This window comes from Rhizobium herbae, assembly GCF_019511375.1.
In the GTDB taxonomy this organism is placed as follows: Bacteria; Pseudomonadota; Alphaproteobacteria; order Rhizobiales; family Rhizobiaceae; genus Pararhizobium; species Pararhizobium herbae_A.
The window spans coordinates 581,926-606,604 of the sequence record NZ_JAEUAO010000003.1; the positions used below are offsets into that span (position 1 = coordinate 581,926).

Sequence of the window (24,679 nt, forward strand, 5' to 3'; positions counted from 1 at the left end):
CGGTAGCAAGGGCCCGCTGGCCCGCTCGCGGCACGCGTTCATTCCGACCAAGACAGGAACAACACATGACCATCAATGGAAAGACCATTGTCATCACCGGCGCATCTTCAGGCATCGGCGCCGAAGTCGCCCGCCTCGCCCGCTTCCACGGCGCCCGCGTCGTCGGCGTCGACCGCAACGAGGCGACGCTAAGCCTCGACGGTTTCGTCAACGCCGACCTCAGCGATCCGACAGCAATCGACGCGGCCGTGACCCAACTGCCGGATCGGATCGACGCTCTCATCAATGCCGCAGGGGTTCCCGGGACCGTCGACCGTGATATCGTCGCCAGGGTCAACTATCTCGGATTGCGGCACCTGACGGAACTCGTGGTCGACCGCATGCCGCAGGGCGGCTCGATCGTCAATTTCGCCTCCATTCTGGGCGCCGAATGGCCGAGACGCGTCGAGGCCCACAGGGCCCTGGCCGCCACCGCCAGCTTCGCCGAAGGCCTGGCGTGGCTCGAGGAGAACCCGATCCGGCAGGAGACCTGCTATCAGTACCTCAAGGAGGCGCTGATCGTCTGGTCGCACAAGCGCAGCTTCGAGCTCTTCACGCGGCACGACATTCGCATGAACTCGGTGGCCCCCGGGCCGGTCTTCACCCCGATCCTTGGGGACTTCATCAGTATGCTCGGCCAAGAGCGCGTCGAACACGACGCGACGCGAATGAAGCGCCCGGCCTTCGCCGACGAGATCGCCGGCCCAGTACTCTTCCTCTGCTCGGACGCCGCCCGTTGGGTCGTGGGCATCAATCTGCCGATCGATGGCGGGCTCGCTGCCGCCCATATTTGAAAAGAAGCCCCGGTGACACAAATGACATGCGGGGAGGCCGCCGCGGCGGTCTCCCCGCCTCTGATTCTGCAGATCGCTCCCGCGTCAGGCCGCCTGCAGGGATCGCTCCCGACGCACCAGCAGCAGGACGGTGGTCAGCCCAGCCAGTAGCGTGATCGGAACGAGCGCGAAGATCACGTCAGACGGGCTGCTGCCGCCGGCGACGAGAAAACCCGCCAACAATGGCCCCGCGATGGAACCGAGCCGGCCGACGGACACTGCCATACCGACACCGGTGCCACGGATTTCGAAGGGATAGCATTGGGGCGCCACGCCGTAGAGGATTGCCTGCACGCAAAGGATAGCACCGCCGACCAGCGCTCCAGCCATGAGGGTGAGCCCGAGATGTGCGGGCAGCAGGCTGAGCATGAGCAAAGCTGCGGCCGCCGCCGCGAAGCCTAGCGCGACCGGCATGACCGGGTTCTTCTGGTCGAGCATCCGACCGCCGGCCAGGCTACCTGCAGCGCCGCCGAGATTGAACAGTATTTGAACGAACGATGCCTCCTCACGCGCCAAGCCGCGGGAGACGAGAAGCTGCGGCATCCAGTTCAAGAGCAGATAGACGACGAGCAGCCCGAGAAAGAACGAGAGCCAGAGCGCCGCCGTGGAAAGCAGCGTCTGCGGCGCCAGAATGCTCGAAAGAGCGCCCGAAGTGGATTTGGCCTCGCTCTTCACCACGCGGAGCGGCGGCAGCAGGATATGGATGGCCGGCGCGAGCAGCAACGGCGTGATGCCGCCGACGAGGAAGATCGAGTGCCAGTCGCCGCCGTGCAGGCCGAGCATTGCGACGCAGCTTGCCACGGCACCGCCCAACGGCACGCCGGCATACATGATTGAGACAGCGCGCCCCCGGCGGCCCGGATCGGCGGATTCCGCGGCGATGTTGACGAGGTTCGGCAAAGCGCCACCGAGGCCGACCCCGGTCAGGAAGCGCATGATGACGAGTTGTTCGAAGCTGGTGACATAGGCGGTGGCGGCCGAGAATATACCGAAAGTCACGAGCGCAAGCACGAGCCCGGAGCGCCTTCCCCAGGCATCGGCGATCCGCCCGCCGGCGAGCGCCCCGAAGATCAGGCCGATCGTGGCAGAAGAGAAGAAGAGGCCGATCTGTTGAGGCGTCAGCCCGAAAGCCGGTGCAAGCTTGGGCACTGCGACGCCGGCTGCCTGAAGGTCGAAGCCTTCAATGATAGCTGCCATGAAGGCGAGCGCGAGCGCTCGCCGCCCGCCGGAGCGGTGGTCGTTGGTGGTCTGCATTTCATCCTCCAGAAAGCGGGTTCCTACCTACCCGCTGGTTGCAGGCCTAGCCCTGCTTCGGCCCATCCTCCTGCCAGATCTTCGCCAACAGCCGGCGAAGCTCCGTCTGTTCCGCCGCCGTCAGGCGGCGAAGCATGCTGCGTTCGTGCTCGGCGACGAGCGCCAGCCACTCGGTTGCCGCCTCCTCGCCCCGCCGGGTCGGGAAGAGCCGCTGTACCCGCTGGTCGGACTCATCCGCCTCGCGCAGAAAAAGCCCCCGTTCTTCAAGCTCCGCGAGGATCGGCACGATGTTTGCCCTCTGCATGCCGAGCGAACGGCAGATCTCCGCCGAGCTGATGCCGGGCGTCTCGGTTATGCTCAGCAATACGCTCATCGGCACCGGCCGTGTGTTCGCCCGTTCGAGCGCCGACCCTACTCCCTGCAGGTCGAAAATCGACGCACGGCGGAGATGGTAGCCCACCAGGTCGTCCAGCCGGCCGAACTTTGCGTCTTCGGGATTCCGCTCGGGCTGCGTTTTTTCCAAAGGCATGTGGCGTCTCCCGCATTGGCTCTTGCATTATTCATAATGCTATGTCACATAACAGTCAATCCGCTATATGACATAGCGGGTATTCGCCGGCAGCTCTCAACCTTCGCCGGCCGTCTTTGGGAGGAGACAGATGGCTTTCGTATCGATGCGCATTGCTGGGGCGGAACATGCCGCCTCGACCGGCCGCACATTCCGCCGGCAGAATCCGGTAACCGGCGACGTGGCGAGTGAAGCCGCCGCGGCGACTGTTGCCGACGCAGCCGCCGCGGCTGATGCGGCCGCGGCGGCCTTCCCCGCCTGGGCCGCGCTTGGACCCAATGCGCGCCGCGCCGTGCTCCTAAAAGCAGCCGACGCGCTCGCCGCGAAAGGTGACGCCTTCGTCGCCTCCATGGCCTCCGAGATCGGCGCAACGGAGGCGTGGGCCCGCTTCAACGTCATGCTCGCCTCGTCCATGCTGCGCGAGGCCGCCGCGCTGACGACGCAGGTCTCCGGCGAAGTGATCCCCTCCGACAAGCCCGGTTGCCTCGCAATGGCGGTCCGCGAGCCCGCCGGCGTTGTGCTCGGCATTGCCCCCTGGAACGCGCCGGTCATTCTCGGCGTGCGAGCGCTGGCGACGCCGCTTGCCTGCGGCAATGGAATTGTCTTCAAGGCGTCGGAGATCTGCCCTCGCACCCACGCGCTGATTGTCGAGGCCCTCGAGGAGGGCGGCGTGCCGGCAGGGGTGGTCAGCCTCGTCACCAACGCGCCGGAAGACGCGGGGGAAATTGTCGGCGCGCTGATCGACCATCCCGCCGTCCGGCGCATCAACTTCACCGGCTCCACCGGAGTCGGCCGGATCATCGCCGAACGTGCGGCCCGACAGTTGAAGCCGGTCCTCCTGGAACTCGGCGGCAAAGCGCCGCTCCTCGTCTTGAAGGACGCCGACATCGAAGAGGCGGTCAAGGCCGCCATCTTCGGCGCCTTCTTCAACCAGGGCCAGATCTGCATGTCGACCGAGCGGATCATCGTTGTGCCCGAAGTGGCCGAGGCGTTCGTGGCAAAGTTCACCGCGCGCGCCCAGGCCCTGAAGGCGGGCGACCCGCGCGAGGGGGCGGCCCCGCTCGGCGCCGTCGTCGATCTCCGCACCGTGGAGAAGGTCGACGCGCTGATCGCCGACGCCGTGGCCAAGGGCGCGACCGTGACCGGCGCCGGCGCTGCGGAAGGTGTGCTCATGCCCGCCCAGGTGGTCGACAAGGTGACCTCCGAGATGCGACTTTATTCGGAGGAGAGTTTCGGCCCGGTCGTCGCCATCCTGCGCGCTAAGGACGAGGAGGACGCAATCCGTCTCGCCAACGACAGCGAATACGGCCTTTCCGCTGCGGTATTTAGCCGCGACACGGCCCGGGCGCTGTCGGTGGCCCGCCGTATCCGTTCCGGCATCTGCCATATCAATGGTCCGACGGTTCACGACGAGGCGCAGATGCCCTTCGGCGGCACCAAGGCCTCGGGTTACGGGCGCTTCGGTGGCAAGACCGGAATCGCCGAGTTCACCGAGTTGCGCTGGATCACCATCGAGACCGAGCCCGGCCGCTTTCCGCTCTGAACGGGGCCGAGCACCGCCGGCCAATTCGGCCGAGGCTATGCACATACAAGGAGGGCCCTATGGCCAACGATATAGAGACCGTCGCATATGATGTCGTCGACCGCATCGCCTGGGTGCGTTTCAACCGGCCCGACAAGCGCAACGCAATGAGCCCGACGCTCAATCGCGCGATGATGGAGGTGCTCGACGAACTCGAATTCCGGGACGACGTGGGCGTGCTGGTGCTGACTGGAGAAGGCGCCGCCTGGACGGCCGGCATGGACCTTAAGGAATATTTCCGCGAGACGGAGGCGGAGGGCCTCAAGGGCGTCCGCAAGTCGCAACGCGAGAGCTACGGCTGGTGGCGCCGGCTGCGTTGGTACCAGAAGCCGACCATCGCAATGGTCAACGGCTGGTGCTTCGGCGGCGGCTACGGTCCGCTATTCGCCTGCGATCTCGCCTTCGCGGCGGACGAGGCAAAGTTCGGCCTTTCGGAGATCAACTGGGGTATCCTGCCGGGCGGTGGAGCGACCAAGGTCGCCGTCGAACTCCTGCCCTTCCGCAAGGCGATGTATCATGCGTTGCTGGGCGAACCGATCGACGGCAAGACCGCCGCGGAGTGGGGCCTCGTCAACGAGAGCCTGCCGCTCGCGGGGCTCAAGAACCGGGTGATCGAAGTTGCCAGGGTCCTGCTCGAAAAGAACTCTGTGGCGCTGAAAGCCACCAAGGACGCCGTGCGCCGCGTCGGCATCATGGCCTACGATGAGGCGGAGGACTACCTCGTCCGCGCTCAGGAGGCCGCCAACTCGTTCGACAATGACGGCCGCAAGGAGGGCATTCGCCAGTTCATCGACGAGAAGTCCTACAGGCCGGGTCTCGGCGCCTACGACAAGGATCGACAGATCCGCTGATGCCCTGGAGGAAGGAAGGAGGAGGAGAACGATGCAGGAGTTTTTTTGTCCCGATCCGGTGGCACTGCATGCGCGCCTTCGGCCAGATTCGCTTGCCTGCGTTGACCTGGCAAGCGACTGCCGCTGGACCTACCGCGAACTCGATACGGACATTCAGCGCGCAGTCGCCCTGTTGCACCACGAGGGCATCGACAAGGGCGACCGGATTGCCGTCCTTGCTCGCAACAGCGTCTACCAGATCATCCTGCAACAGGCGCTGATGCGGCTCGGCGCGATTTTCGTGCCACTGAACTGGCGTCTGTCCCAGCAGGAGTTGCCGCATCTGCTGAAGGACTGCACTCCCACCATCCTGTATACGGACGATGAAGTTTCCGACCTGCCGCCGGGCTGCCGCAGCCACAGCTTGGTGAGCTTTGCCTCTGAGTTCGCAGCTCTCGATCCGGCACCGCGCTGCCTTCCGCATTCGAGCAGCGACACCTGCATCATCCTCTACACCTCCGGTACGTCAGGGATGCCGAAAGGTGCGCAGCTCACCGCCCAATTTCTTCTGGCGACGGCGATGAACTTCAACGTGCTCGGGGAGGTCGACACCGGTTGCATATTCCTGTGCGACACCCCGATGTTCCATGTCATCGGCATCGTCACACAGATCTGGCCGCCCATGCTGCGCGGCGGGACTTTCATCGTCTCGCCCGGCTTCGATGCGGAGAAGACCAACGACCGGCTCAGCGATCCCGATTTCGGCGTTACACACTATTTCTGCGTGCCGCAGATGGCCGAGGCCCTGCGTCAGGCGCCGAACTTCGAACCGGAGGGTTGGACAAAGCTCAAGGCGCTGTTCACCGGCGGCGCACCCAATCCCGCGGCACACATCCGCTGGTGGCTTGAGCGGGGCGTGCGGATGGTCGACGGCTACGGCATGACCGAAACCGGCACCACGCTCGGCATGCCCCTTTCGCGCGACCTGCTCTACAGCAAGGCTGGAGCGGCGGGTCTTCCGGGACCGCTGACGACTGTGCGGCTGGTGGACGAGGATGACCAGGACGTGCCTGACGGCGAACCGGGCGAGATCCTGGTCTTCGGATTGAACGTGATCGCCGGCTACTGGAACCTGCCGGAGGAGCGCAAAGGTAGCTTCACCGAGGACGGTTGGATCCGTACCGGCGATATCGGACGGCGTGACGAGGACGGCTACATCACGATCGTCGACCGCCGTAAGGACATGTTCATCTCGGGCGGAGAGAACGTCTATCCGGTGGAGATCGAGGCAGTGCTTTTGGAACATCCCGCGGTGCGCGAGGTCGCTGTGATCGGCGTTCCCGACAAGCGATGGGGTGAAGTCGGCCGCGCCTACGTCGTCGCCGCACCGGGTCAGGAGCTCGACCAGGAGGAACTCGCGCGCCACTGCCAGTCATTCATTGCCCGTTACAAGGTCCCGAAGGAGTTCCGCTTTGTCGATAAGCTTCCGAGAACCGGGTCCGGAAAGGTTATCAAATATGTCCTGCGCAAGGAGGCGCTGGAAGTACACTAGCGAGATGTCACCTGACTCAACAATATCAGTACGTTACCGTTCACTGAATTTATACCGCGAGGAAGGCTTGTCGGTCCGCAAACGGAGGGCCTGAGCCCTGCCGTCGCACGCGTGCGCCGATACTGGCCTAAGCGAAAACCAATGCCCGTTGGCCATTGGATTTCGTCCATGATCAGTTCGCCTGCAAAAGAAGATTTCGCGTGCTCACCATCGTCGATGACGTGACGCGCGAATGCCTGGCGGCGATCCCGGACACCTCGATCTCCGGCCGTCGTGTCGATGGTCGACGGGCAAACCGTTCGCCAAGGTCACGGTAGCTCACCCCATAGCGGCAATACCATCGCACCGCCCACAAAATCACTTCACCCTGAAAATGACGCCACTTGAAATCATTCATCAAAAGTCTCTCGCTGAAAATTGCCAGCGATCATCCCGTCGTCAAAGGATCTTGCAACAGAACCTGAATTTTCACGTTTCTTGCCTAGTGGCGCTCTGCTTTCTTACATTTGGCCTGTAAGCGATTTCGCAATGCAGCTTGCAATACGGCTTTTGTCCATCGGTCGGCGAACCACAAAACAAATAGAGACTGCGCGGCGCGGGGCTGTTGACTGGCCACCGGCATGAACTGGGTCCCAATTCCAACAGCGTCAGAAATTTTAACGCTGGTTCGGCCGCTGCATGCTCTTCCTTCTTGAGGTTCGGCCGGGCATTCGCCGTTTCCAAACGTCGGTTCTCCTCCGATCGGATTTATCCAAACCAACCGCCTTTTCGAGTTATTGTTCCTGAAAAAGCGTAAAGGTCACATGCCGTTGGCCGGGGACGACGATCGGGTGACTCTAGCGAGGGCTGGCAACCGGAAACTGATACTCGTGCATCACTCTACGAAGCGCAAACGAGATTATCGAGGGGAAGCCTTTCGATGCGTTCATTAAGTTGGGATGCCCGCACGCTTCGCGGCGGGCATCCCTTGCGATCAAGCCCGGGCGTGCGGATTCTGCCGCTCATCCCACAGAGCCCATGCCGATATCGCCGCGACCAGCAGACCCAGGACCACATGGGTCCACATGGCGTTGACGTGCGTGGCGAAATCGAGAACCCATGGAGCGATAACCAGCCAGAAGCCAGCTATCATGTTCGCCCATTCCTCCCATTCTGAGAACACGGTCAACGTGGCGAGCGCCAAGGCACCTATGACGATCCCGACGATCCAGACGTTCCAGGCCGCCATGAACTCACCAGCGAAGCCCATGACCCAAGGCGAGACGAAAAGGGCGACTGCGAGGACGAGGTTCATCCAGTCCTGCGGCTTTTTTCCTTCCATCAGCGTTGCCATTGTAACCTCCACAGACGTATTTCAAGGGAGACGCCAGCTGTCTCCAGCAGGCGCAAGTAACAGATAGTTCTGCGGAAAACTGAGTTCAAGTCCACGCCTGCGCGTGGCTACGGCCAACAGCTGCGCATGCTAAAACTGCACCAGTGGAGGGGTCCCGCGGACATATGGGTTGATTTCGCCAATGCTCGCCGAAGGACACAAGAACTTGACGCCCGTTCAGATGACGCCCACGCCGGTACAACCGCTCGCGACCGTCCCGCCGCAAGACGCCGCGCTTCCCACATGCGCCACCTGCCGGCCACCGCACCGGACATTTTTGGCCCGCTCGAGATCGTGCAACCGCAACCGGTTGCGTCGCCCCCTGCCCGGTTTGTCGAGCCGCCAATAATCGTTGTTTGTCCCTTGAGGCACGAGACGGGGTCTGGCGACGACCAATGTGTGGGCCCCTTGGCTGTGACGGAAGAACCAGAAGAGCCCGCGTCAGGGATATCGATGCTCATGCCGCCGACATCTGGCAGTCGCTCAAACCGGGCGGCGTCTATTACGCGGTCACCGGCTGCCATACCGATAATCCCCTCTGGCCGAAGTGGCGCGATCTCGTGGCGGCGCGTACCAACACCGTCGTGCAGGACCGCTCGACACCGAATATGCCCGGGTGTTCGAAAGAGCGGGCTTCAAGGTGTCGGCGCGCAAGCTGGAATTCGACGGCTTCGTTCCTTACGTCGCTGATGGCTGGACGCCGGATTTCGCCGACGCGCTGACCTATTATTCTGAGACCAAGGTGGTGTTCCGCCTGGTCAAGCCGTAAGTGCTGTCCGTCGCGCCAGTTCCACGTCGAAATGGGGTGGGGCGTTCGGCGCGATCTGGACGAAATTGCCCTTCACCCGGAACACCTTCTCGATCAGCCCGCTATCGGCCAATTGCTTCGGTTCGCCGTCGAAAATGAGCTCGCCCCGTTCCAGAAGCGAAATGTGGTCCGAGATCGACATGGCCTGATTGAGGTCGTGGATCGACATGACGACGGTGACGCCCTTCTCGCGGCTGAGGCGGTAGACGAGATCGAGGATTTCGATCTGGTAGCCAATGTCGAGAAACGAGGTAGGTTCGTCGAGAAGCAGAATTTGCGCCTCCTGGGCGAGCGCCGCCGATATCCAGGCGCGCTGGCGCTCGCCGCCGGAAAGTTCGCTCAAGCTTCGGTTGTCAAAACCTGCAAGGCCGGTGCTTTCCAGCGCCCAGCGAATCGCTTCCTCATCCTCGATGCCATAGTTCCGAAACAAACCCACATGGGCGAACCGTCCCTGGCGGACCAGTTGCTCCACGGTCATCTCGTCGGGGGCCGAGGGTTGTTGCGGCAGGAAGGCGAGATGCCGTGCCAGCTGCCGCCGCGACATGGAGCCGATCGGGCGACAGTCGATTTCCACCATGCCTTCGGCGGGTTTGATCAGGCCGGCGAGCGTCTGCAGCGCCGTGCTTTTGCCGGAACCGTTCGGCCCGACCAGCGCCCGGATTTCGCCCTTCCGAAGGGAAAGATCGAAGGCGTTCAGCGCCTTTCGGCGGCCATAGGTGACGGACAGGCTGGAGCAGGAGAGCAGCATGGACATCTCACGGTGTTTTGCGAAGAAAAGCGACGAGGACGGGCACGCCGCAGATCGCGGTCACGACACCGATCGGGATTTCGTCGGCCTGGCCAGCCAAGCGGCCGACCAGATCGCTGAGCGTGACGACGATCGCACCGAGCGCGACGGTCAGCGGTAGCACCAAGGCGAAATGCCGGCCGGCAAGGAAGCGGGCAAGATGGGGAACCACGAGACCGACGAACACCACCGGCCCGACGGCGCCAACGGCACTGGAGGCAAGGCCGCAGGAGAGCAGCAGGACGATCGAGAACTGCCGCCGATAGGAAAGCCCGAACGATCGGGCGACCGGGGCCTCGAAGCGCAGGAGTTCCAGCGACCGTCGGATCAGGGGCAGGACCGCGAGGCCGGCGATCGTGAACGGTAGAAGGAAGACTGCGTGCTCCCAGCTGCGGGCATAGAGGCTACCGGACAGCCATTCGAGGAGCACTTCGATGCGGGCCGACCCCCATCCGGCGATCAGGCCGATGGCGAGCGCATGCAGCACCGCGCCGACGGCGATGCCGCAAAGGGTGATCCGGAGCGGGCCAAGATCGCGGCGGAACGCGAGAAGATAGATAATGCCGCCGGCGACAAGCCCTCCGAGCATGCCCACAGCCGGCAGCCATTCGACCGGGATTGCCGCGAGCGTATTCGAACCGGGATCCTCGATATAGACGGTGAATACCAGGAAGATGGTCACCGAAAGGGTCGCCCCTTGGGAAACGCCCATGATGGAAGGATCGGCCAACGGATTGCGGGTAATAGTCTGAAGCAGAAGCCCCGCGACGGCGAAATGGACACCCGCCAGGATCCCGGTCAGGATCCGCGGCAGCCGTATCTCCATGATGATGGACCGCGCCTCGGCTGAACCATGGCCGGTCAGCACGGCGATGATATCGGAAGGCGCGACGTCGGCAACGCCGAGGAAGAGAGCGAGCGAAAGCGAAAGCAGTGCGAAGAGAAAGGTGGCCGGCAGGAACCAGAGCGGAGCGGGCTTGCGGACATCGAGGGTCGTGGTCATGAAAAGAGCCCTCAGAAAGACACGCTGCGGCGCTGTACGAGATAGACGAACACCGGGCCGCCTATCAGCGCGGTGACGATGCTGACAGGCAATTCCTGGGGAATGGCGATGCTTCGGGCGATCACATCGGCAGCAACCAGGATGAGACCGCCGAGCGCCGCGGTCAGCGCAATGGACGAGCGGGGACCGCCGGGCTTCAGGAGCCTTGCGATGTGCGGTGCGGCCAAGCCCACGAAGGCCACCGGTCCCGCCACCGGCGCGATGCCCGCCACCGGAAGGACGGCCAGCAGCAGCAAGAGCGGCTTCCAGAGCTCTAGCCGCAGTCCCATGCCGGCGGCTGCCTCTTCGTTGAGCATGAGGAGGCCGATGGCGCGGTGGACGGCGAGTGCGCCGCCGAGGCCGGCGACAACCCACGGGAGCATATAGGCAAGCTGCGTCCAGGAGCGCCCCTGAAGCCCGCCCGTCAGCCAGAACAGGAGCGATGGCGCCTGCGTTCCGCTCAGAAGGAGAATGTAGGTCGTGATTGCTCCAAGGAACAGGGAAACGCTGATGCCCCCGAGTGCCAGATGCAAGGGTCGGCCTCTCCCACCACGAGAAATCCAGAAGGTGACGAAGGCGGCGGCAAGCCCGCCGGCCATGCCCACCAGTGGATAGAATACGGAGGAAAACCAGGGAAGGAAGACGAAGCAGAAGACGATCGGTGCGACCGCGCCGGAGGTCACACCGGTCAGGCCCGGTCCGGCGAGCGGATTGCGGGTCAGCACCTGCAGCAGATAGCCCGACACGCCGAGGCCGGCGCCGGCGACAAAAGCCGCGAGGCTTCTCGGCAGGCGAAGCGTCCAGACGAGGATGGAATCGATCTTGCCGTCGGGGAAGAACAGGACCTTCAAGGCCGCCTGCGGCGCAAGCGGTTTTGCGCCGACGAGCAATCCGCCGGCGATAATCAGTATGGCGGCGACAATGACCACGAGGGCGGTCTTCGCTGATGACCGCCCCATATTCATCGTCTGTCTGGCTGCTACGATCTCGGTCAATTTTGCAGGGTGGCGGGAATGAGCTTTGCAGCTTCTTTCCGCACGTCGACCGCGGGAAATGTGTCCGGATAGAGGTAGTGGGCGGCCTCGCGAAGAACGATCTCGCGACCGATCGGGCCATTGGCTTCAACCCATTGATCGCCGACATAATGGACGCGATGGTTCTTGACGGCGGAGAGCTGCTGCCAGATCGGGTTGTTCTCATGCGGACGATCGGGGCCACTGTCATAGACGAAAATGACTTCCGGATCCTTTTCCAGCATGGTTTCCAGGCTGATTTCCAATCCGAACGTGCCGCCCGGCGTCATTGGCCCGGCGATATTGTCGCCGCCTACCGCCGTGACGATGGAAGCCGTAGTGTTCTCGGTGTGGAAGGCAAACGGTATGTCGCCGCCCCACATGATCACGAAGCGCGGATGCGCGCCCTTGGGAGCCTTCGCGCTGAAGTCCTCGAGATCTTTCTTGAAGGCGGCATTGAGTTCGGCACCGCGCTCAGGATTGCCGAACAGATTTGAGAGATCGGCGACTTCCTGGTAGCTCTCGCTCAGGAGTTCCATGTTGTAGGCGACATAGGGGGCGATTTTTTCGAGCTGCGCCGCGTTGCCCACTGTATAGCGCTTCATCGAGACGATCACGTCGGGCTTGGCTTCCGATAGCAGTTCGAGGTTGGGCTTGGCGCGCTGTCCGATCTGCTTCATGTCCTTGGTCAGGCCGAGCAGGAAGTCCGGGTCGCGCCCCTTGGTCATGTAGGTCGTCGCAATGGGCTTGATGCCGAGAGCCAGCGCAACGTCGGTTGCGAGATAGGAAATCGATGCAATTCTCTTGGGGCTCGCGGCAACCTCTACCGTCGCTCCGCGATCGTCGACGATGGAAAGCGTCCTCGCGTCTTCTGCGGCAGCCGAGCCCGCCGCCAATGCCGTCAACATTCCCGCTACACAGAAGATGCTTGAGATTTTCATAGCCTCGTCAACCCCCTTGAATGAACTGTCACGCCTTCTAGCGATAAAACATGATAGATGCAATCATGTTTTATGAGATCGGTTATCCTCGGCCAAAACGCCTTCGATGCAGGCTTGGGAGAGACTGCTGCTCCAGCGCCGGTTGTCCCGATTTGGATCGGCGACCGACGACTGCGAAATAATCTTCTTCATAAAACATGATTGATTTACTCATGTTTATTGACTTGCCGAAACCAAATGGCTTAGGATCACATCTATCGCGAGCATTAAACCATCAAGATGCAATTCTCAGGTTTGCACACATCATCAGAGGTATTGGTATGAAATATCGCCTGCTGCCCCTCGACAGCTTGATTCCCACGGAGGACGTGGATGTCGAGCGCGTGTTCGAGCTGGAAGACCAGATTGTTCAGTCTGGTTGCTGGAAGGTTCCGATCACCGTTCATAGGGACGCCTTGTTCGTCATGGACGGGCACCATCGGCTGACGGTCGCCAAGCGTCTTCGACTGGAGCTCCTGCCGGTCGTTCTTCTCGACTATGACAGCGTGCATGTCGAGGCCTGGCGACCGGGGGAAACAATAACACCCGAGAGCATCTTCGTTATGGTGCGCAGCGGGGACAAGTTCCCGTGCAAGACGACGGGGCATGTCTTTGCCCATCCAATCCCCGAATGCGCGATCCCGCTCAGCGATCTGAGGCGTGCCCCTCGTAATCCGCCAGTCGACTATCTGGCAGGATCCAACAGAACGGCGCTTAGGTCGCCGCCGCGGGCGGAAGCGTAAGCCCCTCGATCCGAAGCGTCACCGACGATACACGAACCAGCAGCAGTTTGCCCTGATTTGCGGGCCGGCAAATCCGGCGCGAATTTGCGCGCTTACTACAAGGCAGCCGGTAACCACTGCCTCACCGACAGCCAGCTCCGCGGTCCGGGTCGACCGCTGCCAGCTCCATTTCTCCATCCCATGTCGAGACACTTGAAAGGTACCACGCATGAGTGCTTCTTATCTGCATACGCCTGCCCTTCACATTCTGTCCCGGTCGGACCTCAGCGACGTCGAGGTACCTCCGGCGGATGTGATCCGGCTGGTCGAAGACGCCTACCGCTCTTTCGCTGGCGGTGAATCCCGTTGCCCGACCAAGCTGATGATGCCGCTGCCGCTCGAAGAGCGCGATGCGGTCTCCTATTCGATGCTCGGCTATGACGGTGCGCTCCAGCAACTGGGCTTCAAGACGTCCTACCGCCAGGGCAGTGAGAGCGCCGACAAATATTACACCACCATCAGTCTCTATGACGATACGACCGGCCTGCCCTTCGCCTTCATGGATTGCCACCGGGTCGGCGGCTCGCGAACGCCTGCGACCACGGCGATCATCGCCAAATATTGCGCCGCCGAGAACGCCCGCTCGGCACTGATGCTCGGCACCGGTGCGCAAGGCGTCAATACCTTGCCCTATCTTCTGACCGTCCGCCCCGACCTCGAGACCGTGCGGCTCTTCGGCACCCACCCGGATGGCATTACTGCCAGCATCGAGCGGTTCGAACATTATTTCCCTGATCGCAAGATCGAACTGGTTCAGGATGTGCCGGCCGCGGTGGCGGAATCCGACATCGTCGTCGCCGCCTCGGGTCGCGCCGCCCACCCCAAGGTGCAGACGAATTGGATGAAGCCCGGCGGGCTTCTGATCTCTGTGGCCAGCAAGGGCGTGGAAGCAGGCGCCCTGCACCAGGCCGATTATGCGATCGCTACGAACGAAGGCCAGATGGGCGTTACCGGCAAGCGGCTCGCTGGACCGGACGGCGTGGCCCATATCGATGCCGAACTGCCAGATATCGTCGCCGGCCGCAAGCCCGGCCGCCGGTCGCAGGAAGATCGTGTCTTTGCCTTCAGCAGCGGCATGATCATCACCGATATTCCCGTGGCGCATGCGCTTGCCACCCGCGCCATCGCCGCCGGCCGCGGCAAGAGGGTCGAGCTATGGAACTAGGATCGATGCCGATGCTGGCCCGGGAGCGGGATTGGGCCATTGCCGCGCGGCAGGATATCGCCTTGCTCGACCAGATCGCCCGCACCATCGACGGGCCGTTCCATCTTGTCAATCCCGCAAGCTTTGCCGATAACCTCGCGGCCTTCCAGCGGGTGCTGCGGGAAAGGAGCGTTGCTGGTCGCGTCTATTTCGGCAAGAAGGCTAACAAGGCCGCCGCCTGGCTGCGCGAAGTGGCAAAGCTCGACGGCGCGGTGGATGTCGCGAGCGTGCCGGAATTCGTGCACACGCTGGCCAATGGCGTACGTGGCGAGGATGTTGGCGTTACGGGGGCGGCCAAGAGCGACGATCTTCTGTGGCTGGCAAGCCGCCATGGCGCGACCGTTGCTATTGACGCGCTCGATGAACTCGAGCGGGCGATTGCCATTGCCGATCAGGCAAGGCCGCTCAGGGTGCTCTTGCGGGTGCTCCCGCCCAAAAGTCCCAATAGCCGCTTTGGGCTGAACCCAACCGATCTTTCCGCAGCGCTTCGGCGCTGCGGGGAGGCCCAGCAACAGATCACCGTCGAGGGCTTTTCCTTCCATCTCGACGGTTATGCGGTTCTGCCACGGGCGGAACTTGCCGCCACGCTGGTCGAACTGTGCAAGGAGACCCGAAGCCAATACGGCTTTCCCTGCTCGGCCATCTCCATCGGAGGCGGCTTTGCCTGCGCCTATGTCGAGCAGGACGATTGGCAGAACTTCCGCGAGCGGCTCGATCCGTCGCAGTTCCATGCCGAAAAGAGCTTTCAGCAGTTCTACCCCTATCACCAGTCGCCCACAGGGGCATCGATGCTGGATGCGATCCTTGCGACCGAGGTTGGGTCCGAGATGCTGGCGTCCAAGCTGATCGCGGCGCAGGTGGCGCTCTATCTCGAACCGGGCCGCGCTCTGCTCGATGGCGCGGGGCTGACGGTGTTCCCCGTGCAGGGCTTCAAGCGCAATGCCGAACACGGCATCGTCACCGTGGCTGGTCTCAGCATGAGCCTCTCCGAACAGTGGAAGAATAGCGAATATCTACCCACGCCGATGCTCGTACAGCGTGGTCCGGATCGTCCGCAGGAACGCGTTCGCGCCGCGATCGGCGGTTCGAGCTGCATGGAATATGACGTGCTGACCTGGCGCAAGATCCTGTTTCCGGCGGCACCCCGCCATGGCGACCTGATCGTCTATCCGAACACGGCCGGCTACCAGATGGACAAGAACGAGAGTGAGTTTCACCAGCTCGCCCTGCCACCGAAGATCGTGGTGTCGCAGGAGGGCGGAGCTTTTACCTGGAGAATGGATCAACCATGATGCTCGAACGTCTTCGTACCGAGAAAATCGCCACCAGCAGTGCCGCGCTCATCGGCCATACCCCCTTGTTCGAGCTGGCCCGGACCGGGTCGGGCAGCCGGTTGCTCCTGAAACTGGAGCAGTTCAATCCGACCGGCTCCTGCAAGGTCCGGATGGCGCGGGAAATGGTGCTGGCGGCCGAGCGTTCCGGAAAGCTCAAGCCTGGCGGTCGCATCGTCGAGCCGACATCCGGCAATACCGGCGCAGGCCTTGCGCTCGTCGCCATCGAGCGAGGTTATAAGTTCACGGCTGTCGTCGACGGGCACGCCTCGCGCGACAAGCTGCGGGCCATGAAGGCCATGGGCGCGGAACTCGTCTTCGTCGACTCCAACGGCGATGGACCGAGTACGGTGGCGCGACGGCGTGTCGCCGAGGAGATCGTCCAGAGGAGCGGTGCCTTCTGGCCGGACCAGCACTATAACGCGAACAACAACAAGGGTTATGTCGGTCTTGCCGCGGAGCTGATCGAGGCGCTGGGACTCGATATCGATTACCTGGTCGGCGCCGTCGGCACGGGCGGCACGCTTTGCGGAACCGTCGCGGAATTGCGTGACCATGGATGCAGGGCAACCTCGATCGGCGTTGAACCCAAGGGGTCGATCATCTTCGGAGGCCCTGCCGGCCGCTACTGGCAGACCGGGGCGGGTGCTCCCGGCGGCTTCACCGTGGGGCCGAATGTCGATCATGCCCTGATCGATGAGGGCCTGACGGTCGGCGACGTCGAGGCCTTCACCACCGCGCGCATCGTCGCGCGCCGCACAGGAATACTGGTCGGCGGCACGGCGGGGGCCGCGATCTACGTAGCGCTCAACCGGTTGGCGCTGACCGAGCCGGCCAGCACGATGGTCGTTCTGGTGTGCGATGCCGGCGAGAAGTATCTCGATACAGTCTTCAACGACGATTGGCTGATGGAGCGCCAGTTGCTGAGCGAAGCCGCCCATCAGCGGATCAACGGGCTCTTCGAGGCCTATGTGGAATCGATCCGCCTCGCCGCCGTTACCCCGCCGCGGATGAAGGCGTAAGCAAGATGCAGAATCGATCCCAGCCTTATCTCGACATCATCAAGCTCTCCGCGCCGATTGCGGGGATTCAATTCGCCCAGGTCGCGCTCACCAGCGCCGATCTTCTCATGATGGGCCTGATCGGCGTCGAGGCGGTGGCCGCGGGCGGATTGGCCATGCTGCTCTATAACCAGCTCCGCACGATGTGCGTCGGCATGGTCACCGGTGTCGGCAACATGATCGCCGCGGCGATTGCGCGCGGGGAAAAACGGACCGGCGCTGGGGCCGCCGATGAAATTGCCCGCAACGAGGTGCGCGATCTGGTGCGGGCGTCCATGCTGCTTGCCACGATCGTCGCGACTTTCGCCGGCATCCTCCTCGTGGGGCTCGGCTATATGCTCGGCTTTCTCGGACAGGACCCTCGGGTGGCGGACCTCGCCCAACCGACCATGTTCGCTCTTGCGCCCGGGCTTCTACCTATGCTTTGGCTCAATGTGCTGCGGCAGTTCGCGGTGGGCATGCGGCGTGCCGGCTCGCTTCTGCGGGTCACAATCATCTCCATCGGTGTCAACATCTTCCTGAATGCCGTCTTCATCCATGGATGGTTCGGCCTTCCGGTGCTGGGCCTTGCCGGTATCGGCCTCTCGACCACACTCGTCCAGGTCTGGACTTTCCTGGTCTATTTCCGGACCGTGCGCCGCGACGGGGCCTTGAGCCCCCTCCTTGCCCTTGACGGCTGGCGCGCTGAGCCTGCCACGGTGATGAAGATCGCCAGGATGGGGACGCCGATTGCCCTTACCTATGGATCCGAGGCGGCGATCACCTCGATCGCCTCGATCTTCATGGGAACGTTCGGGCCGGTGGCGCTTGCCGCGTCCAATGTCGTCAACCAGCTTGCCTATATCGTCTACCAGCTCAATATCGGGCTTTCCCACGGTTCGTCGGTCCTGGTCAGCCGTGCGGTCGGCAAGGGTGAGCAAAGCGAGGTTGGAGCCATTGCCCGGCGTAGCCTGGCGATCAGCTTTTCGGCCATGGCCGTGGTCGGCGTCATCTACGTCCTTCTGCCAAGCGTCGTGCTTTATCCCTTCCTTGGCGCGGGCGCTGATCCAGGTGTTGTCGCAGCAGCGGCCACGTTGCTCTGGTTTGCGATTGCCCATCAGTTCCTGAAGGGGTCGCAAAATATCTGCATCGGAGTGCTGCGCGGCCTCGGCAACACCAAGGCGGGACTGTTCAACACGCTCATTGGTTATTGGCTGATTGGTATCCCGGCGATGGCCGCTTGCGGATATGGGCTGGGTTGGGGGAGCAGCGGTATCTGGTTCGGCCTCTGCCTGGGCTTCGGGGTTACAGCCGTCCTTTTGTGGTGGCGGTTCACCGAAGAATTGCGCAGCCTCATGGAACCGCCGGAGGCTGACGGGTTGTCGCGGATCGGCCCGAGCCGCTATTCCTCACAATGACCGGAGATAACGGCGTCAGACTCTAAGGCAAGAGGAGTTTTTCGTGTCGCGGAAATGCTGACTTTCGCCCAGAGCGCGCAAAGCTGAAATTGCTCGGTAACTTCTTCCGCATTCGAGATCAGGCATATGTGACCCTCTGGTTCAGGAGGCCGCCGGCAGCCCGTCCGGCCTTATCTGCCGCTTCTGCGACGCTATGCGGAAAATGGCGTTATTCGAGCCATAGCCGCTGTAGCTGCGTCGCTCGACGATCTCGAAGAAGAAGCCTTCACCGTAGTTCGGACTGTAGAGCTGGAAGAATTCGCCGTGCTCGTCGCGGTCATAGAGAATGTTCTCGGCTTTCATCCGGTCCACGAAGTCCGAGGCCAAGCCGAAACGGGTCTCCACGTCGTCGTAATAGTTTGCAGAGATCGGCAGCGCACGAAAGCCGTTGGCCCTGAGAGCGCTGGCGGTGGCAAAGATATCGCCTGTCGCGAAAGCCACGTGCTGCACGCTCGGACCGAAATTTTCGGCAAGGAAATGTCCGGCAAGCGTGCGGCGATTGGAAGCGCCATTTAACGTTATGCGCAGCGTGCCTGTCTCATTTTCGACGACCTGGCTGCGCACGATGCCAGCCGGATCGATCACGTCGATAACCGGCGTTTTCCTCATCCGGAAGATCGAGGTGTAGAATAAGATCGCGGTCAGCATTTCCTCGGAATTCATCGTCTGAGCGAGATGATCGATTGCCGTCAGGCCCGCCTCTTGCGGGCTCGTCGCCTCGGCCTCTGGCAGGAAGTCGACATCCCATATCCGCGACAGCTCGGAGACGTCGTCCACCAGATAGATCAATCCGCCGCCAATCCCGCGGATCGCTGGGATGTTCAACTCGCCTGAAGGCACATCCTGCTCGAAGGATTGGGCTTCGAGCGTTAGCGCGCGCTCGAAGGCGCGCCCCGCGTCGGCGACCTTGAGTGCGATCGCGTAGGCCGAGGTGCCGTGCATCGCATAGGAGGAGTAAACGAAGCCCTCCTCGTCCGCGTTGACCAGGATATTAATGCCACCCTGACTGTAGCGGCTCACGCGTTTACTTTTGTGTCGTCCGCTCAAGCTAAAGCCGAGGCTGTGCAGCAGTGCGACGAGACTTTCAGTCTCATCTTCGCTGGTCGCGAATTCGATGAACTCTATCCCTTGGACTTCTGCACGATCCGGCATTGCCGGTACGGCAAGGGCGCTGTCCGGTTCAGCCCTTCGCACCTGGTCGCCGAGATAGACGAGCGAACGGCGGCCGTCGACGGCAATGGCGTTGGCATTGCCGCCGCGGAACTGGTCGTTGAAGATTTCCAGCGACAGATAGCCGTCGTAACCGGTGGCGGCCACCGCCTTCATGAAATCGAGCACGGGCAGGTCGCCTTCGCCCGGCATGTTACGGAAATGCCGGCTCCAGTACAGGAGGTCCATGTCGATCAGCGGCGCGTCGGCGAGCTGGATGATGAAGATCTTTTCCTTTGGGATCGAGCGGATCGAGTTGACGTCGATCCTGCGCGACAGCGTGTGGAAGCTGTCGAGGATCAGGCCGACGTTCGGGTGATCGGCGCGGCGGACAATCTCCCAGGCATCGCGATGGTCGTTGATGTGGCGACCCCAGGCCAGCGCCTCGTAGCCGACCTTAAGGCCGCGCCGGGCGGCCCGTTCGCCAAGCTCATGAAAGTCCGCCGCCGCACGGTCGAGCCCACCGATCGCCGCCGACGAGACATTCGAGCAGACCAGCACCAGGTCGGTGCCCATTTCCTGCATCAGGTCGAATTTGCGCTCGGCGCGATCGAAGGTGCGGCCGCGCAGCGGCTCCGGCATGCCCTCGAAATCACGGAACGGCTGGAACAGGGTGATCTCCAGCCCATGATCGCGCACCATCCGGCCCACCTGCCGGGGGCTTTCATCGAACACCAGGAAATCATTCTCGAAGATCTCGACACCGTCGAAGCCGGCTTTGGCGATGGCGCCCAGCTTGTCCTTGAGATCACCGCTCAGCGACACGGTCGCGATCGAGGTCTTCATGCCCGATCCCTCTTGGAAAACTGGACGGCTTCGGCTGGGAAGCCCCAGAAATTCAGCTGGATGGAAAGCTGTGCCAGGGTCATTTCGGCGCCGGCCTGTATCTTTAACCCCTGTTCCCGCGCGGCCACGAGCCAGGGCGTAAGCGCCGGCCTGGTCACGACATCCGCAATGATGGTGGAGCCGGCAAGCCGCTCCAGCGGAAACGGATGCGGATCGCCGGGTTTCATGCCCGCGGGCGATGCATTGATGGCGATATCGACCGTATCGCTCGCGGGTAGGTCGGTGCGGACGCGAATATCCGGGTGGCGGGTGCTGACACCGGACACGACCTCGCGCGCACGCGCCACGTCCGCCTCGATCACCGTGATCACCGCCGCCCCCTTCTCCGCGGCGGCATGGATAATCGCCGTCCCTGCCCCACCGGCACCGACGACGAGCACATGCCGGGAAACGACCGACACGCCGTTCGCTTCCAGTGCAGTCATCATGCCGATGCCATCAACCATGTCGCCCACCAGCCTGCCATCCGTTGTCCGCCGCAGGATGTTCGCCGCCCTCACCTGCCGCGCCCTATCGCTGACCTCGTCGGCAAGCGCGAAGGCTGCCTGCTTGTGTGGCATCGTCACGGAGACGCCTATGCAGTTTTCCGTTGCGCGCATCGCCTCCAGAAAGGCGCCAACGCGGTCAGACTGGACATCCATCGGCAGGATCACCGCGCCCGCAGCGTGCTCATCGAACCAGCGGTTCAGCGGCTCCGGCGATTTCACCTGAACGACGGGGTGGCCAATCAGGGCGATGAACCGGGTGGAGCCGGATATCCGCGCGCTGTCTCCGCTCACGATATCAGGCCTCTTCCTCGAGATGCGCGCCGAGGAACAATTGCCCGACGCGCGGGTCGTGCAGGAGCTTGTCTGCCTTGTCGTACATGCGTGCTCGGCCCTGTTCGAGCACAAGGCCGTAGTCGGACATGGCAAGTGCGGCCTTCGCGTTCTGCTCGACCATCAATATGGTCACGCCCTCGTCGCGCAGCCGGATTAGCGTGCGGAAAGTCTCGTTGATCATCTGGGGCGACAAGCCAATGGACGGCTCGTCGATGAGGATCAGCCGCGGCTCCAGAAGCAAGGCACGTGCGATTTCGAGCTGCTTCTGCTGGCCGCCGGAAAGCGTGATTGCCTGGCTATCAGCCTTCTCTCGCAGGATCGGGAACTGGTCCATCACCGCGTCGATCCGTCGGCGGATCTTCGCCTGGTCCGGCGACGAGATACCGCCGATCTCCAGATTGTGGCGGACGGAGAGCATCGGGAAGAGATTGCGCCCCTGCGGCACGTAAGAGACGCCGTGCGACAACATCCGAGCCGGCGTGTTCGAGGTGACGTTGGTGCCGTCGAGCAGGATCTGACCGGAGCGGATGCGCAACAGGCCGAAGATCGCCTTGAAGACGGTCGATTTGCCCGCGCCGTTCGGGCCGATGACGGTGGTGATCGTGCCGCGATCGATCTTGAACGACGTGCCGTTCAGGATCGTCATTTTGCCGTATCCGCCGAAAATGTCCTTGAGTTCCAGCATTGGCTCAGCCTCCGAGATACGCTTCGATGACCTGCGGATCGTTGCGCACCGCTTCCGGTTCGCCCTCCGCAATGATCCTGCCGTTGGCAAGCACGATGATGCGCGTGCACAGAGACATGACGAATTCCATGTTGTGCTCGATCACCACGAAGGTGGCGCCGCGCTCCTCGTTGAAAGCCTTCAGGCGCTCTTTCAGATGGGCGAGCATCGTCAGATTGACGCCGCCGGCTGGCTCGTCGAGCAGCACCAGCTTCGGCCCGGCCATGAAGGCCATCGCCGCGTCTAGCAGCTTCTGCTGGCCGTAGGAGAGCGAGCCTGCCTTCTCGTTGGTCTGATGCGTCAGGCGGAAGAATTCGATCATCCTTTTCGCTTCGTCGGTGAGACCGGCATCGGGCTTGCCGAAGAGCCTGGAGAACATGGTTCCCTTGTGCTCCTGACCGGCGAGGATGATGTTTTCTAGCACCGTCATCTCCGGGAAGACCTGCAACATCTGGAAAGTGCGCCCGACGCCGAGCAGGTTGAGATCGCAAGGCCGCAGACCCGCGACGTCCCTACCATCTACCTCGACCTTCCCGCCGCTGGCAGGAAGCTGCCCGAGGATGCAGTTGAAGAGCGTCGACTTGCCGGAGCCGTTTGGACCGATGAGCCCGAGGATCTCGCCCCGACGGACTTCGAAGGTGACGTCGTCGACGGCTTTAAGGCCCCCGAAATGCTTGCTGACGCCTTTAACGGAGAGAACGGGGTTCATTTGCCTTGCTCCCATGCGGTAGCCGACGGATTTTGGCGAAGCTTGATGCTGAGCTTGATGCGATCGACGATGCCGAGCAGCCCCTTCGGGCAGGAGATCATTAGGACGATCACCAGAAGCGCGTAGAGCATCAGGTAATAGCCTTCGGTGAAGCGCAGGAACTCCGGCATCAGGATGACCAGAAGGGCACCCAGATAGGGACCGAAGAAGTAGCCGGCGCCGCCGACGATCACCATCAGGAGCACCTTCAGCGAGATGGTCAGCGTAAACGAGTTCGGGTCGATGAATTGCACCAGTTGCCCGAGAAGCCCGCCGGCGATGCCGCCATAGGCCGAGCCGATAGCGAAGGCAAGCAGCGTCATGCGGCGGATATCGACACCCAGGCTGTTGGCGCGGATCGGGTTTTCGCGCAGTGCCTGGAAAGCCCGGCCCCAGGGCGACCGCAGTATGCCATAAAGCACAGCACTCAAGACCAGGAAGAAGCCGAACACGACATAGTAGAAGCCAGTCTGCTGGTTGGTGCTGAAACCGAGAACCGATGGCCGGGGAATGCCGACCACGCCATAGGTGCCGCCGGTCAACCATTCCTCGTTGCGCAGCACCAGGAAGACCAGCGCGTTGAAGGCGAGCGTTACGAAAGCAAGGAAGTGATGCTGGACGCGCAGCGCCGGATAGCCGAGCACGAGACCAATCAGAAAGCATTCGACGGCGGCGGCGATCATGGCGAGCGGCCAGGGAATGCCGGCCATGGTCATCAGTGCCGTCGTATAGGCGCCGATGCCCATGAAGGCGGCCTGCGCCAGGGAGACCTGCCCGGCAAAGCCGAGCGTCAGGTTGAGGCCCATTGCCGCGATGGAAAAGACCATCCACGAGCAGAGGACATAGACGCTGTAGGTCGAAAGCGACGAGGGCAGGACCGCGAGCACCGCGACAGCGGCCAGGATTGCGAGGAAATTGGCGCGCGCGTTCATACCGTGCGTCCTTCTGCCTTGCCGAGGAGACCCTGCGGGCGGATGAGAATGATGATGATCAGCAGGATCAGCGGGATTGCCGAGCGGTACTGCGCGGAGACATAGGCCGCGGCGAGGTTGTCGATAACGCCGATCAGCAGCCCGCCGGCAATCGCACCACGAATCTGGTTGAAGCCGCCGACGATCGCCGCGATGAAGGCGATGAGGCCGAGCGTTTCGCCGTTGTTGAACTTGGCAAGATAAATGGGCGAGATCAGTACCGAGGCAAGCAGTGCCAGCGCTGCGTTGATCAGGAAGGTATAGAGGATCATTCTCTTGACGTTGACGCCGAGTATTTCCGCAACCGCCGGATTCTGCGCCGTCGCCTGCATGCAGCGGCCGGTCTTTGTTCCAGTCAGGAAGAACTGCAGGAGACCCACCGCCGAAAGCGAAATCAGCAGCACCGCGATATCCTGCACCGAGACGACCGCGCCGAGAACGGTGATGGTCCGCTCCGAAAACAACGCCGGGAAGGGCTGGGCTTCGGCCGAGTAGAACTGCTTGACACTCTCTTTCATCAGGATGCCGAGCGCGATCGTCGCGATCACCACTGGCAATACGCCATGCGGCAGTAGCGGATCGATGATTACGCGCTTGAAGGTAAGCCCCAGGATCAGCAGCGAGGCGACCAGAGCGAGAAGGATCGCCGGCCCGAAACCGAGACCAAGGAAATGCATGCCGGCAAGCACGAAGAAGGCAGGCAGCATGACGAATTCGCCTTGTGCGAAATTGATCGTCTGGGATGCCTGCCAAAGGAGCGTGAAGCCGATTGCGGCCAACGCGTAGATCGATCCGGTGGCGAGACCGGAAATCAGCAACTGGATGAATTCTGTCATGGACCTATCCGCCGTGAGGAGTAGCGGAGCCACGGCACGCCGCGCTCCGC

At 62.5% G+C, this 24,679-nt stretch carries 23 protein-coding genes and 3 pseudogenes; 11 read left to right on the forward strand and 15 right to left on the reverse strand.

The features are described 5' to 3' along the window. The first annotated feature begins 65 nt into the window (after positions 1–65). Positions 66–833 carry a coniferyl-alcohol dehydrogenase gene (locus tag JNB71_RS15825; RefSeq protein WP_220372739.1) on the forward strand — a complete coding sequence of 256 codons (768 nt, stop codon included), beginning with the start codon at positions 66–68 and terminating at the stop codon, positions 831–833. Positions 834–917: 84 nt separating this feature from the next. On the opposite strand, the gene mhpT is transcribed toward JNB71_RS15825, so the two are convergent. Continuing rightward, entirely contained in the window at positions 918–2,126 is a 1,209-nt protein-coding gene (gene mhpT, locus JNB71_RS15830) for a 3-(3-hydroxy-phenyl)propionate transporter MhpT (RefSeq protein ID WP_220372740.1), read from the reverse strand. 46 nt (positions 2,127–2,172) lie between these two features. Continuing rightward, entirely contained in the window at positions 2,173–2,655 is a 483-nt protein-coding gene (locus JNB71_RS15835) for a MarR family winged helix-turn-helix transcriptional regulator (RefSeq protein ID WP_220372741.1), read from the reverse strand. Positions 2,656–2,785: 130 nt separating this feature from the next. Between JNB71_RS15835 and JNB71_RS15840 the strand changes: the two genes are divergently transcribed. The 4 genes and pseudogenes from JNB71_RS15840 to JNB71_RS15855 all read left to right on the forward strand — a co-directional run. After that, the gene (locus tag JNB71_RS15840) at positions 2,786–4,237 is read left to right on the forward strand and encodes an aldehyde dehydrogenase (protein ID WP_220372742.1); all 1,452 of its coding nucleotides are present in this window, start codon (positions 2,786–2,788) and stop codon (positions 4,235–4,237) included. A 59-nt stretch (positions 4,238–4,296) separates the two neighbouring features. Beyond that, positions 4,297–5,127: a p-hydroxycinnamoyl CoA hydratase/lyase gene (locus tag JNB71_RS15845; RefSeq protein WP_220372743.1), complete on the forward strand. Its 831-nt coding sequence runs from the start codon at positions 4,297–4,299 to the stop codon at positions 5,125–5,127. Positions 5,128–5,158: 31 nt separating this feature from the next. Next, positions 5,159–6,658 (forward strand): AMP-binding protein, encoded by a 1,500-nt coding sequence (locus JNB71_RS15850; protein ID WP_220372744.1) that lies wholly within the window; start codon positions 5,159–5,161, stop codon positions 6,656–6,658. Next, a pseudogene (locus JNB71_RS15855) lies at positions 6,612–6,936 on the forward strand (IS3 family transposase); the annotation flags it as partial. The gene JNB71_RS15850 and the pseudogene JNB71_RS15855, both read left to right, overlap by 47 nt. 5 nt (positions 6,937–6,941) lie before the next feature. On the opposite strand, the pseudogene JNB71_RS15860 reads toward JNB71_RS15855, so the two are convergent. From JNB71_RS15860 to JNB71_RS15870, 3 genes and pseudogenes are all read right to left on the reverse strand, one after another. Continuing rightward, positions 6,942–7,055 (reverse strand): annotated as a pseudogene (locus JNB71_RS15860) (IS6 family transposase); the annotation flags it as partial. A 71-nt stretch (positions 7,056–7,126) separates the two neighbouring features. Then, entirely contained in the window at positions 7,127–7,381 is a 255-nt protein-coding gene (locus JNB71_RS24830) for a GcrA family cell cycle regulator (RefSeq protein WP_220372745.1), read from the reverse strand. A gap of 250 nt (positions 7,382–7,631) precedes the next feature. Next, positions 7,632–7,991: an SPW repeat protein gene (locus JNB71_RS15870; protein WP_220372746.1), complete on the reverse strand. Its 360-nt coding sequence runs from the start codon at positions 7,989–7,991 to the stop codon at positions 7,632–7,634. Positions 7,992–8,470: 479 nt separating this feature from the next. Here JNB71_RS15870 and JNB71_RS15875 point away from each other — a divergent pair. Continuing rightward, positions 8,471–8,799 (forward strand): annotated as a pseudogene (locus JNB71_RS15875) (class I SAM-dependent methyltransferase); the annotation flags it as partial. Here JNB71_RS15875 and JNB71_RS15880 read toward each other — a convergent pair. Genes JNB71_RS15880 through JNB71_RS15895 form a run of 4 tightly spaced genes read right to left on the reverse strand, consistent with a single transcriptional unit; the run spans position 8,789 to position 12,621 of the window. Further along, positions 8,789–9,586 (reverse strand): ABC transporter ATP-binding protein, encoded by a 798-nt coding sequence (locus JNB71_RS15880; RefSeq protein ID WP_220372747.1) that lies wholly within the window; start codon positions 9,584–9,586, stop codon positions 8,789–8,791. The pseudogene JNB71_RS15875 and the gene JNB71_RS15880 overlap by 11 nt on opposite strands. Before the next feature lie 7 nt (positions 9,587–9,593). Further along, entirely contained in the window at positions 9,594–10,628 is a 1,035-nt protein-coding gene (locus JNB71_RS15885) for a FecCD family ABC transporter permease (protein ID WP_220372748.1), read from the reverse strand. Positions 10,629–10,639: 11 nt separating this feature from the next. Then, the gene (locus tag JNB71_RS15890; protein ID WP_431029033.1) at positions 10,640–11,626 is read right to left on the reverse strand and encodes a FecCD family ABC transporter permease; all 987 of its coding nucleotides are present in this window, start codon (positions 11,624–11,626) and stop codon (positions 10,640–10,642) included. Positions 11,627–11,658: 32 nt separating this feature from the next. Next, the gene (locus tag JNB71_RS15895; RefSeq protein ID WP_220372750.1) at positions 11,659–12,621 is read right to left on the reverse strand and encodes an ABC transporter substrate-binding protein; all 963 of its coding nucleotides are present in this window, start codon (positions 12,619–12,621) and stop codon (positions 11,659–11,661) included. Positions 12,622–12,941: 320 nt separating this feature from the next. Here JNB71_RS15895 and JNB71_RS15900 point away from each other — a divergent pair, with 320 nt between their 5' ends. The 5 genes from JNB71_RS15900 to JNB71_RS15920 all read left to right on the forward strand — a co-directional run bounded on the left by JNB71_RS15900 (position 12,942) and on the right by JNB71_RS15920 (position 18,435). Then, complete coding sequence (locus tag JNB71_RS15900) at positions 12,942–13,403, forward strand: hypothetical protein (protein WP_220372751.1); 462 nt, start codon at positions 12,942–12,944, stop codon at positions 13,401–13,403. A 208-nt stretch (positions 13,404–13,611) separates the two neighbouring features. Next, positions 13,612–14,607, forward strand: coding sequence for an ornithine cyclodeaminase (locus tag JNB71_RS15905; RefSeq protein WP_220372752.1), 996 nt, complete (start codon positions 13,612–13,614; stop codon positions 14,605–14,607). Beyond that, positions 14,598–15,938: an alanine racemase gene (locus JNB71_RS15910; protein ID WP_220372753.1), complete on the forward strand. Its 1,341-nt coding sequence runs from the start codon at positions 14,598–14,600 to the stop codon at positions 15,936–15,938. The genes JNB71_RS15905 and JNB71_RS15910 overlap by 10 nt, the downstream gene beginning before the upstream one ends. Next, a complete protein-coding gene (locus JNB71_RS15915; RefSeq protein ID WP_220372754.1) occupies positions 15,935–16,999 on the forward strand; it encodes a PLP-dependent cysteine synthase family protein in 1,065 nt (354 codons plus the stop codon). Before JNB71_RS15910 ends, JNB71_RS15915 begins: the two co-directional genes overlap by 4 nt. Positions 17,000–17,004: 5 nt before the next feature. Then, the gene (locus JNB71_RS15920) at positions 17,005–18,435 is read left to right on the forward strand and encodes an MATE family efflux transporter (RefSeq protein WP_220372755.1); all 1,431 of its coding nucleotides are present in this window, start codon (positions 17,005–17,007) and stop codon (positions 18,433–18,435) included. Positions 18,436–18,576: 141 nt separating this feature from the next. Here JNB71_RS15920 and JNB71_RS15925 read toward each other — a convergent pair whose 3' ends face one another. Genes JNB71_RS15925 through JNB71_RS15950 form a run of 6 tightly spaced genes read right to left on the reverse strand, consistent with a single transcriptional unit; the run spans position 18,577 to position 24,629 of the window. Continuing rightward, a complete protein-coding gene (locus JNB71_RS15925; RefSeq protein ID WP_220372756.1) occupies positions 18,577–20,469 on the reverse strand; it encodes a bifunctional sugar phosphate isomerase/epimerase/4-hydroxyphenylpyruvate dioxygenase family protein in 1,893 nt (630 codons plus the stop codon). Further along, positions 20,466–21,308, reverse strand: coding sequence for a shikimate dehydrogenase family protein (locus tag JNB71_RS15930; protein WP_346657277.1), 843 nt, complete (start codon positions 21,306–21,308; stop codon positions 20,466–20,468). Before JNB71_RS15930 ends, JNB71_RS15925 begins: the two co-directional genes overlap by 4 nt. 4 nt (positions 21,309–21,312) lie before the next feature. Next, positions 21,313–22,035 carry an ABC transporter ATP-binding protein gene (locus JNB71_RS15935; protein WP_220372757.1) on the reverse strand — a complete coding sequence of 241 codons (723 nt, stop codon included), beginning with the start codon at positions 22,033–22,035 and terminating at the stop codon, positions 21,313–21,315. A gap of 4 nt (positions 22,036–22,039) precedes the next feature. Beyond that, positions 22,040–22,783: an ABC transporter ATP-binding protein gene (locus JNB71_RS15940; RefSeq protein WP_220372758.1), complete on the reverse strand. Its 744-nt coding sequence runs from the start codon at positions 22,781–22,783 to the stop codon at positions 22,040–22,042. Beyond that, entirely contained in the window at positions 22,780–23,754 is a 975-nt protein-coding gene (locus JNB71_RS15945) for a branched-chain amino acid ABC transporter permease (RefSeq protein WP_220372759.1), read from the reverse strand. Before JNB71_RS15945 ends, JNB71_RS15940 begins: the two co-directional genes overlap by 4 nt. Next, positions 23,751–24,629, reverse strand: a complete 879-nt coding sequence (locus tag JNB71_RS15950; protein WP_220372760.1) for a branched-chain amino acid ABC transporter permease — start codon at positions 24,627–24,629, stop codon at positions 23,751–23,753. The genes JNB71_RS15945 and JNB71_RS15950 overlap by 4 nt, the downstream gene beginning before the upstream one ends. Between the last annotated feature and the right edge of the window lie 50 nt (positions 24,630–24,679).

Excerpts from the sequence above, each read along its gene's own strand:
- JNB71_RS15935 (WP_220372757.1), bottom strand. The coding sequence starts at position 22,035 with ATGCTGGAACTCAAGGACATTTTCGGCGGATACGGCAAAATGACGATC.
- JNB71_RS15925 (WP_220372756.1), bottom strand. The coding sequence starts at position 20,469 with ATGAAGACCTCGATCGCGACCGTGTCGCTGAGCGGTGATCTCAAGGAC.
- JNB71_RS15910 (WP_220372753.1), top strand. The coding sequence starts at position 14,598 with ATGGAACTAGGATCGATGCCGATGCTGGCCCGGGAGCGGGATTGGGCC.
- JNB71_RS15840 (WP_220372742.1), top strand. The coding sequence starts at position 2,786 with ATGGCTTTCGTATCGATGCGCATTGCTGGGGCGGAACATGCCGCCTCG.
- JNB71_RS15890 (WP_431029033.1), bottom strand. The coding sequence starts at position 11,626 with ATGGGGCGGTCATCAGCGAAGACCGCCCTCGTGGTCATTGTCGCCGCC.
- JNB71_RS15895 (WP_220372750.1), bottom strand. The coding sequence starts at position 12,621 with ATGAAAATCTCAAGCATCTTCTGTGTAGCGGGAATGTTGACGGCATTG.
- JNB71_RS15850 (WP_220372744.1), top strand. The coding sequence starts at position 5,159 with ATGCAGGAGTTTTTTTGTCCCGATCCGGTGGCACTGCATGCGCGCCTT.
- JNB71_RS15870 (WP_220372746.1), bottom strand. The coding sequence starts at position 7,991 with ATGGCAACGCTGATGGAAGGAAAAAAGCCGCAGGACTGGATGAACCTC.
- JNB71_RS15900 (WP_220372751.1), top strand. The coding sequence starts at position 12,942 with ATGAAATATCGCCTGCTGCCCCTCGACAGCTTGATTCCCACGGAGGAC.
- JNB71_RS15945 (WP_220372759.1), bottom strand. The coding sequence starts at position 23,754 with ATGAACGCGCGCGCCAATTTCCTCGCAATCCTGGCCGCTGTCGCGGTG.
- JNB71_RS15835 (WP_220372741.1), bottom strand. The coding sequence starts at position 2,655 with ATGCCTTTGGAAAAAACGCAGCCCGAGCGGAATCCCGAAGACGCAAAG.
- JNB71_RS15905 (WP_220372752.1), top strand. The coding sequence starts at position 13,612 with ATGAGTGCTTCTTATCTGCATACGCCTGCCCTTCACATTCTGTCCCGG.
- JNB71_RS15880 (WP_220372747.1), bottom strand. The coding sequence starts at position 9,586 with ATGCTGCTCTCCTGCTCCAGCCTGTCCGTCACCTATGGCCGCCGAAAG.
- mhpT (WP_220372740.1), bottom strand. The coding sequence starts at position 2,126 with ATGCAGACCACCAACGACCACCGCTCCGGCGGGCGGCGAGCGCTCGCG.
- JNB71_RS15825 (WP_220372739.1), top strand. The coding sequence starts at position 66 with ATGACCATCAATGGAAAGACCATTGTCATCACCGGCGCATCTTCAGGC.
- JNB71_RS15845 (WP_220372743.1), top strand. The coding sequence starts at position 4,297 with ATGGCCAACGATATAGAGACCGTCGCATATGATGTCGTCGACCGCATC.
- JNB71_RS15920 (WP_220372755.1), top strand. The coding sequence starts at position 17,005 with ATGCAGAATCGATCCCAGCCTTATCTCGACATCATCAAGCTCTCCGCG.
- JNB71_RS15915 (WP_220372754.1), top strand. The coding sequence starts at position 15,935 with ATGATGCTCGAACGTCTTCGTACCGAGAAAATCGCCACCAGCAGTGCC.
- JNB71_RS15950 (WP_220372760.1), bottom strand. The coding sequence starts at position 24,629 with ATGACAGAATTCATCCAGTTGCTGATTTCCGGTCTCGCCACCGGATCG.
- JNB71_RS15940 (WP_220372758.1), bottom strand. The coding sequence starts at position 22,783 with ATGAACCCCGTTCTCTCCGTTAAAGGCGTCAGCAAGCATTTCGGGGGC.
- JNB71_RS15885 (WP_220372748.1), bottom strand. The coding sequence starts at position 10,628 with ATGACCACGACCCTCGATGTCCGCAAGCCCGCTCCGCTCTGGTTCCTG.